A 535-nucleotide genomic window follows, 5' to 3' on the forward strand; every position below is an offset into this window, starting at 1 on the left:
TTCACTCCAGGGCATGGTTGCCACCGCCCAGGATGCTGTTCCGGACGATATTGGCGCGCTGAGAGCAGCGCTGACCGCGGCGCTGGCCAGAGCCGAAGACGAGGCCGCACGCGCTGCGCTGGTCGAGGCCGAACTGGCGGTCGCCAGGGCCAAGGCATCGGATGATGCGGCGCTGATCGCACATCAGGATCTGACGATCCGGAAGCTGCAGCGGGCGCTGCATGGTCAAAGTTCTGAACGTGCCGCCCGCCTGCACGACCAGATGGAACTCACCTTCGAGGAACTCGAGAGCACGGCAACGGAAGACGAGATCGCCGCCGAACAGGCAGCGGCGCGGACCACCGAGGTGGCGCCTTATGTGCGCAAACGACCGGCGCGCCAGCCATTTCCCGAGCACCTGCCGCGCGAACGCGTGGTCGAGCCGGCGCCGACCGCTTGCCACTGCTGCGGCGGTCATCGGCTGCGCAGGCTGGGTGAGGATATCACCGAGACGCTGGAGGTGGTGCCGCGGCAATGGAAGGTGATCCAGCACGTG

General features: G+C 67.1%; 1 protein-coding gene. It reads left to right on the forward strand.

The genetic code is table 11. The annotated features are described in order from the left end of the window. Positions 1–13: 13 nt before the first annotated feature. On the forward strand, positions 14–535 hold a 522-nt coding region (locus NKI59_RS35050; protein ID WP_352709091.1), incomplete at its 3' end, for an IS66 family transposase.

Origin of the sequence: Mesorhizobium sp. M0598, assembly GCF_040320865.1 — a bacterium.
Taxonomy (GTDB): domain Bacteria; phylum Pseudomonadota; class Alphaproteobacteria; order Rhizobiales; family Rhizobiaceae; genus Mesorhizobium.